This window comes from Gordonia otitidis NBRC 100426 (assembly GCF_000248075.1).
In the GTDB taxonomy this organism is placed as follows: Bacteria; Actinomycetota; Actinomycetes; order Mycobacteriales; family Mycobacteriaceae; genus Gordonia; species Gordonia otitidis.
The window spans coordinates 1-7,320 of record NZ_BAFB01000231.1; the positions used below are offsets into that span (position 1 = coordinate 1).

The window sequence follows — 7,320 nt, forward strand, 5'->3', positions numbered from 1 at the left end:
CCCGGTTTCAGATCCAGTGTCACCAGGTGTCGGGTCGTCACGACGGACACCACCCCGACCATCGGCCCCGCCGCCATGATCACTGTTCACGCTCTGTCACCTCCGCCTGTCATCTCCACTGTGATGTATCGGGACATCGGTGACGTTTCTGCATCTGGACATTGGTGACACTTGGTGTGTCAGGACTTCGGTGACGGTGCGGTCTTCTTGGTGGGGCGTGGGCCGCGGGGTTGTCGATTTCCGACGTAGGTGATTCCTGGGGCGGGTCGGGGGTGTTCGACGAGGACTTCGCCTTCGGTGTTGGCGATGACGATTGTGTTGTCGTCGGTGACAACGAGGACCTGGTCGAAGGCGTGGTCCACATCGACCATGTAGGTGACTGCGTCCACGCTGATGGTGCCGGAGGTGCTGACAGTTCTGGCCAGGACGCCGTCGGGTAGGTCGGTGGGTTGCCGCTGTGCGGGCCGAGGGCGTGGTGTCGGCGGATCGAGCAACGGCCGACCGAATTTGGGGTGTGGCGCGTCGGCTTTCGGTGTTGCCTGCCAGGCGGTCAACGGTGTGACCCGCCCGGGCAGTCCTTGGTGAGGCCGCTCGGTGTTGTAGATGTGGTCGAACGCGTCGACCTGGGCCTGCAACTCGGCCAGGGTGTCGGCAAGTGGCTGTTTGTCCAGGTAGCGGAACAGTGTCTGGTGGAAGCGTTCGTTCTTGCCCTGCGTGGTGGGCTTGTAGGGCTTGCCGGTGATTGTTTCGACTCCGAGCGCGTGGGCGTGTTCGACGAGTTGACCGATGCGGCCGCGGCGTGAGGGGTTGAAAGCGGGCCCGTTGTCGGTGAGGAGTCGCTGGGGCACGCCGTGAGCGGTCACCGCCTTGTCGAACACCGCGATCGCGGCGTCGGAGGTCTCACCGGCGGCCACGTGGGAGCCCACGGCGTAGCGAGAGTGATCGTCGATCAGTTGCAGGATGACGCACGTACGTCCGCCGGTCAGAACGTATTCGGTGCCGTCGAGTTGCCAGCACGCATTCGGTGCGGGATAGACGAACCGCCGCCACGCCGAGCGGGGCTTCTTTTTCGGTTCACGCCGGGCTACTCCGGCATCGCGGAAGATGCGGGCCAGCGATGCTGTCGAGGGGACCTGTGCCATGCCCATCGACCGCATCTTGTCGTGCACGCTGATCGGTCCGTGGTCCAGACCCGACCTTTCCAAGGCGGCGCGCACCGCCACCGCTTGTGACTTGACCTCGTCACTGAGCGCTGACGGGCTCGACTTTGGGCGGCGGGTCCGCGGTTCGAGGGCTGCCGCGGGCCCCTCGACTTTGGCGCGTTTACGCAGCTCGTAGAACGACTTTCGAGAAATTCCGTGTTCGACGCAGAATGTTGAGACCGCTCCGCGGGGTGCATCATCAGGCCACTGCGAGATAGCTAGCCGGACGACAGGGTCGATAGGTTCATTAACAGCCACCGTCTGAGCGTTGAATGCGGCACGTGAGCTGACCCGAGGATGGCGGTTCGATCGGAGCCCAACCGGTTGCTTGTCGTGGACACCAACGCGAAAGCGCAAGCCTGCTTCCAGGTCGGCCACCTTGTCGCCTGCATCGACGTGTGTCAATATTGACGCGTGTCGAATAAGAATCTCCTGCTGCCACCCGGCCGCGGCCTCAGTAGCGACGAGACCGGGGCTGTCACCCCACTGTTGAAGGCACTCGCTGATCCGGTTCGACTGCGGTTGCTGTCGGAGGTCGCTGCGCATCCGGGCGGCGAGGCGTGCGTGTGCGACATCTCCGGGCCGTTCGAGCTGTCGCAGCCGACGATCTCGCACCATCTGAAGGTGCTGCGCCAGGCGGGTCTGGTGACCAGCGAGCGCCGCGCGACCTGGGTGTACTACCGGGTGAACACCGAAGCGCTGCAACAACTGTCGGGCCTGCTGGGCGATCTCGCCACGGTCGTGGGGGAAACGCGGTCGTGTGAGGCCGACCAGTGACCGCCACCGACACCGCGGTCGCGGGCAAGTTGTCGACGCTGGACCGGTTTCTGCCGGTGTGGATCGGCGCCGCGATGGTCGCCGGACTGCTGCTCGGTCGAGTCGTCCCCGGCCTGGGTGACACTTTGGCGGCGGTCGAGCTCGACGGCATCTCGCTGCCGATCGCCCTCGGATTGCTGATCATGATGTATCCGGTGCTGGCCAAGGTGCGCTACGACCGACTCGACTCGGTCACCGGTGATCGTCGCCTGCTACTCGGGTCGTTGGCGTTGAACTGGATCATCGGACCGGCGTTGATGTTCGCGCTGGCCTGGCTCCTGCTCCCTGATCTGCCGGAGTACCGGACCGGACTGATCATCGTCGGCCTGGCCCGATGCATCGCGATGGTCATCATCTGGAACGACCTGGCGTGCGGCGACCGCGAAGCCGCTGCTGTTCTCGTCGCACTGAACTCGGTGTTCCAGGTGGTCATGTTCGCCGTGCTGGGTTGGTTCTACCTCTCGGTGTTGCCCGGATGGCTGGGCCTGGAGCAGACCACCATCGACACCTCGCCGTGGCAGATCGCGAAGTCGGTGCTGATCTTCCTCGGTATACCCCTGGTCGCAGGCTTCCTCACCCGCCGCATCGGCGAGCGAACCAAAGGCCGCGACTGGTACGAGTCCTCGTTCCTGCCGCGTCTCGGGCCGTGGGCCCTTTACGGGTTGCTGTTCACCATCGTCATCCTGTTCGCGTTGCAAGGTGAGCAGATCACGTCGCAGCCGTGGGACGTCGTGCGGATCGCTCTGCCGCTGCTGATCTACTTCGCGGTGATGTGGGGCGGTGGGTTCGTGCTCGGGGCCGCGATGGGGCTGGGGTATGCGCGAACCACCACGCTGGCGTTCACCGCCGCGGGCAACAACTTCGAGCTCGCCATCGCCGTCGCGATCGCCACCTACGGTGCAACATCCGGCCAGGCCCTGGCCGGAGTCATCGGACCACTCATCGAGGTCCCCGTCCTCGTCGCCCTCGTGTACGTGTCCCTGGCACTGCGGAAACGCTTCACCACCCCAACCACTGCCTCCAGCCCGGATGTGTCGAAGGAGCCGGCTCGCGATGCCTGAGGATCTGTTGGACGAGCAGCTAAGTCGCAGTGAACACCGCGCGCAGCCCGAACTGTTGATGCCCCATGCCGTGCTCGCCCGTACCGCCGCTGACCTGGCCGCCAAGTATGAGGGGGTGGTGTCTCGCCAGACGGTGGAACGCTGTGTGTTCGAGTCCTACACCGCCTTACGGCGCACCTCCCGGGTGCATGCGCACCTGACGACCTTGGCGGGCAGGTTCGCGGCTGATCGGTTACGCGCCCTGGCCCAGTCCGATGGATCGGTGCCCAAGGATGTGCCCGAAGTTCTGTTCGTCTGCGTCCAGAACGCCGGCCGCTCACAGATGGCCGCCGGATTGTTGACCCACCACGCCGCCGGGCGGGTACACGTGCGCTCCGCCGGGTCAGCCCCCGCGCACTCGATCAACCCGACCGTCGTCGAAGCAATGACCGAGATCGGCGTCGACATGGGCACGCAGTACCCCAAACCGCTCACCGACGATGTAGTCGCCGCCGCCGACGTGGTCGTAGCCATGGGTTGCGGCGACGCGTGTCCGATCTATCCCGGCAAACGCTATCTGGACTGGACGGTCGCGGACCCCCAGGGCCGTCCCCTCGACGAGGTTCGCGCGATCCGCGACGATCTTGACGCCCGAGTTCGTGGTCTTCTCACCGAACTCACCACCGAACGTGTGTGACGTATCTGATGTTCCTTCACAGCTGAAAGGGCTTGTGTCTCATGTCTACATCTCGACCTAGGGTGCTATTTGTGTGTGTCCACAACGCTGGCCGCTCGCAGATGGCCGCCGGTTTCCTCACCGCCTTGAGCCAGGGCAGCGTCGAGGTCCGCTCCGCCGGATCTGCTCCCGCCGACTCCATCAACCCGGCCGCGGTCGAGGCGATGGCTGAAGTCGGTATCGACATCTCCGCACAGTCACCGAAGATCCTCACCCCCGACACCGTCGAATCCTCCGACGTCGTGATCACCATGGGCTGTGGCGATGCGTGCCCGGTGTTCCCCGGCGTCAGCTACCGGGACTGGGCTCTCGACGACCCAGCCGGCCAAGGCATCGACGCGGTCCGCCCCATCCGCGATCAGATCCGCGGACTCGTCGCGAACCTCCTCGACGAACTGGTACCCGCCGACCAGCAGGTCGGCCAATGAGCACACCACCGCAGGTGTTGTTCGTGTGCGTGTCCAACCGCGGCAAATCGGTGATGGCCGAACACCTCACACCGACAGTCACCGACCGGATCACCCCATCCTCAGCCGGCACCAACGCGAAAATCGGCGGCCAGGTCAACGAACTGTCCGCCCAGGTACTCGCCGAAGTCGGCGCCGACGTCGTCGGACATCAGCCGCGGCAACTCACCGATGAACTGATGCAAGCCGTGGACCTGGTCGTGGTGGTCGGCACCGCCGAGGTCACCCCACCCGACGGCGTCGCCCTCGAAGTGTGGGACACCGACGAACCCTCCGGACGGGGCATCGACGGTATCGAACGAATGCGGCTGATCCGCGACGACATCACCAACCGGATCCGCGCCCTCGCCGACCGCATCGCGCGGTAGGCGAGAACGCGAACCGAGGCTGTCAGCAGCAGGCTGTGCGCGCCTCGGCCTGGTCTGCGGCGTTGCCGCCGCAGCACACCGAACCCTGCTCGGCGTCCTCGGTGGCGTTCTGTTCCAACAGTTTCGGGCTGGTCCCGAACGTCTCGGAGTCAGCCAGCACGGTGTAGACCTCCCACTTCTCCTTCGCCGGCCCGGTCACCCACACCTTGTCCTGCGTCGCGAAACAACAGGTGGAGTTGATCTCCTCCTGGGTGAACAGACCCTCCCCGGACAACCGGGCGATCTCGGCGTGCACCTTCTCGCTCGACTCGACCTCGACGCCGAGATGGTTGATCGTGCCGCCCTGGCCGGGATTCTCCAGCAGCACCAGCTTCAGTGGCGGCTCGACGATCGCGAAGTTGGCGTATCCCGGCTTGCGCTTGGCCGGGGTGGTGTTGAACAGCTTGGAGTAGAACTCGATCGCGGTATCGAGATCATCGACATTGAGCGCGAGCTGCATACGGGACATGACCATCACCTTCACCTGTGAGACATATATCGAACTACTGACACCTGCAGGGTGCCACCTTTTCGACATATGTCAAGTACCAGGGTATGGTCGGGTCATGCCGAAGGCCCTGCCGATGGTCGACATCAGTGCCCCGATCTGCTGTGCGCCCGTGTCGGCGGCCCCTCTCGATGACGACACCGCCCTAGAAATCGCTCTGCGGCTCAAGGCGCTGGCCGATCCGGTCCGGATCAAACTCGTCTCGATTCTGCTCACTGACACCGGTGAGGGGATCTGCACCTGCGACCTCGCGACCGCGGTCAGCCTCACCGAGGCCACCACGAGCCACCACCTGGGGCAGCTCCGCAAGGCCGGCATGGTCGCACCTGACCGACGAGGGATGAACGTCTACTACCGTGCCCGGCCAGAGTCGTTGGAAGCGCTGCGCAGCGTTCTCAGCGCCATCACGGGGTGCTGCTGAACCGTCGCAGGCGCGGTCAGTTGAGCACCTGCGTCAGGCCCCCCTCATAGGCAACCGCGCCACGCAACGCAAGGCACATAGCGGTGCGTGGCGGAAACCAAATGAAGAAGTGTCACCACCAAGACCCCTCACTCTGTCACCTATGGCCTGATGCAGAACTGTCACCGATGTCTTGCGAGATGACACTGATGGCATGTTCGACCACTGGCCCGACACCCGAACACTACGCGTGGTCGACCCACCGAGGCCCGTGCTGATCGACATGGCGATCGCTGACCCGTCCTGCGGACGCTCGTATGCCGCCGGTGGGGGAGTGTCACTGCGAGTCCGCGCATCCGGTGCCCGGATCGAACCCACCATGAACGCGCTTCTCTTAGCGTGGCTCCAAACTTCAAACGGCCTCTGGCGCGGGATATGTCAGATGCCAGTCGAGAGCGCCAACCGCGTCTCCTCGGCCACGATCACCATGTGGGTGCCGCCCGAGGCGCTGCAACCGAGACAGGACGCCGCCGAGCGATGACCGAGAACAACGATGCCGGGGCCGGGCCCACCAATCGCGTCGCACCTAAACGCGGTCGCGTCGCGATAGGGGAGCTGACGTTGATCGTGCGGCCGGCCGGTAGGCCGGCAGACGTCCGGGTCTACACCGACAATGAGGCGACCGAGGCTCAGGCGTACGCCGACGAGGTTGGCGGACAGGTCGAACGACTCGGGGAAGCCACGAGCTGACTCCGCTGGCGCTGCGCTGCCGCCCTCCCCGGCGGGTCGGTTGCCACAGGGCCATCGTGGTTGCGTTGTGCAGGTGGGCGATTCGCAGCCCGGGGTTTTGTCGGTACGCAAGCCTTTCCACGAAGGATGCCGCCAGGCGAGGCGAGGGGCCGGGCGAGTGCCCGGCCCCCTCGCTGGGGCTAGCTGAGGATGTCTACAACGAGATGGGCTGTTGCGATGAGGATCTGGATGATCCCGAGGATGACCATCGCTTCCATTTTCACCCCCTTCCGAAGGTCTGAGTGGCTGAACCACGTGGGCCCTGGGTGCGGATATAGCTCCGCCTGGACCTGTGACCACAATCAGACCCTCAGAGTTGGAGGGAAGCCCTCATAGAAAGAGGGATGTGAAACTTAGCACGTCACATGCCGGAGATCAATAGGTTTCCCAGGAGAATTTGGTGCGAGCGATGTGCGCTTGCCTGCGAGGGCCCTGGTGCCCCCGGTCAGACTCGAACTGACACTGGACGGGTTTAATCCGTTGCCTCACCGCGCGCCGTATGTCGGATCAGGAGCGGCGTTGTGCGGTCCACTGCCAGTCCGGGAACTCGGCCTCGATGCGGCGGATCCGCTCGGTGGCGAGCTGACCTCTACGGTAGTCGGCGCGGCGGTTGGCGACCCACTGTCCGATCGCGAATCCTTCGATCACCGCCCGATTTCGGGCGTTGCTGGTGCCGTGCGCGGCGACATACCGATGCAGGTGCGCGATCCCGACCTCGAATGCGGCGGCCGCCGCCGTGGCCTGAGGCGACCACTGCCAGTCAGGAAACTCGCGCTCAAACACCTCGATCCGCTCCGCCGACAGTCGGCCTTTGCGGTAGTCGGCGCGACGATTCGTCACCCACTGTCCGAGGGCGAATCCGTCGAACACCTCATGCTGACTCACGGTGCTCGTCCCATGTGCGGCGACGTAGCGGCGCAGATGCGCCAGGCCGACGTCGAACTGCGCGTCGCGC

The 7,320-nt window shown here is 64.8% G+C and carries 10 protein-coding genes and 1 tRNA gene; 7 read left to right on the forward strand and 4 right to left on the reverse strand.

Annotated features, from left to right (window positions below):
- Positions 1–179 precede the first annotated feature (179 nt).
- Positions 180–1,460 (reverse strand): integrase core domain-containing protein, encoded by a 1,281-nt coding sequence (locus GOOTI_RS21970; protein ID WP_174299167.1) that lies wholly within the window; start codon positions 1,458–1,460, stop codon positions 180–182.
- 156 nt (positions 1,461–1,616) lie between these two features.
- Between GOOTI_RS21970 and GOOTI_RS21975 the strand changes: the two genes are divergently transcribed.
- From GOOTI_RS21975 to GOOTI_RS21995, 5 genes are read left to right on the forward strand one after another with little or no spacing between them, the layout of a single operon-like run.
- Entirely contained in the window at positions 1,617–1,979 is a 363-nt protein-coding gene (locus GOOTI_RS21975) for an ArsR/SmtB family transcription factor (protein WP_007240805.1), read from the forward strand.
- Positions 1,976–3,079 (forward strand): ACR3 family arsenite efflux transporter, encoded by a 1,104-nt coding sequence (gene arsB / locus GOOTI_RS21980; RefSeq protein ID WP_005179505.1) that lies wholly within the window; start codon positions 1,976–1,978, stop codon positions 3,077–3,079. The genes GOOTI_RS21975 and arsB overlap by 4 nt, the downstream gene beginning before the upstream one ends.
- The gene (locus tag GOOTI_RS21985; RefSeq protein ID WP_005179509.1) at positions 3,072–3,755 is read left to right on the forward strand and encodes an arsenate reductase ArsC; all 684 of its coding nucleotides are present in this window, start codon (positions 3,072–3,074) and stop codon (positions 3,753–3,755) included. Before arsB ends, GOOTI_RS21985 begins: the two co-directional genes overlap by 8 nt.
- A gap of 41 nt (positions 3,756–3,796) precedes the next feature.
- Complete coding sequence (locus tag GOOTI_RS21990) at positions 3,797–4,222, forward strand: arsenate reductase ArsC (protein ID WP_012834432.1); 426 nt, start codon at positions 3,797–3,799, stop codon at positions 4,220–4,222.
- Complete coding sequence (locus GOOTI_RS21995) at positions 4,219–4,629, forward strand: arsenate-mycothiol transferase ArsC (protein ID WP_005179518.1); 411 nt, start codon at positions 4,219–4,221, stop codon at positions 4,627–4,629. Before GOOTI_RS21990 ends, GOOTI_RS21995 begins: the two co-directional genes overlap by 4 nt.
- Before the next feature lie 22 nt (positions 4,630–4,651).
- Here GOOTI_RS21995 and GOOTI_RS22000 read toward each other — a convergent pair whose 3' ends face one another.
- The gene (locus tag GOOTI_RS22000; RefSeq protein ID WP_005179519.1) at positions 4,652–5,137 is read right to left on the reverse strand and encodes an ArsI/CadI family heavy metal resistance metalloenzyme; all 486 of its coding nucleotides are present in this window, start codon (positions 5,135–5,137) and stop codon (positions 4,652–4,654) included.
- A 97-nt stretch (positions 5,138–5,234) separates the two neighbouring features.
- Between GOOTI_RS22000 and GOOTI_RS22005 the strand changes: the two genes are divergently transcribed.
- Both GOOTI_RS22005 and GOOTI_RS22015 read left to right on the forward strand, forming a co-directional pair.
- Positions 5,235–5,597 carry an Rv2640c family ArsR-like transcriptional regulator gene (locus GOOTI_RS22005; protein WP_005179521.1) on the forward strand — a complete coding sequence of 121 codons (363 nt, stop codon included), beginning with the start codon at positions 5,235–5,237 and terminating at the stop codon, positions 5,595–5,597.
- Positions 5,598–6,113: 516 nt separating this feature from the next.
- A complete protein-coding gene (locus GOOTI_RS22015; RefSeq protein ID WP_005179525.1) occupies positions 6,114–6,326 on the forward strand; it encodes a hypothetical protein in 213 nt (70 codons plus the stop codon).
- A gap of 472 nt (positions 6,327–6,798) precedes the next feature.
- Here the strand turns inward: GOOTI_RS22015 and GOOTI_RS26330 are convergent.
- Positions 6,799–6,880 (reverse strand) — tRNA-Leu (locus tag GOOTI_RS26330).
- The coding region (locus tag GOOTI_RS22020; protein ID WP_007240806.1) for a helicase associated domain-containing protein at positions 6,873–7,320 on the reverse strand (448 nt) is incomplete at its 5' end. The genes GOOTI_RS26330 and GOOTI_RS22020, both read right to left, overlap by 8 nt.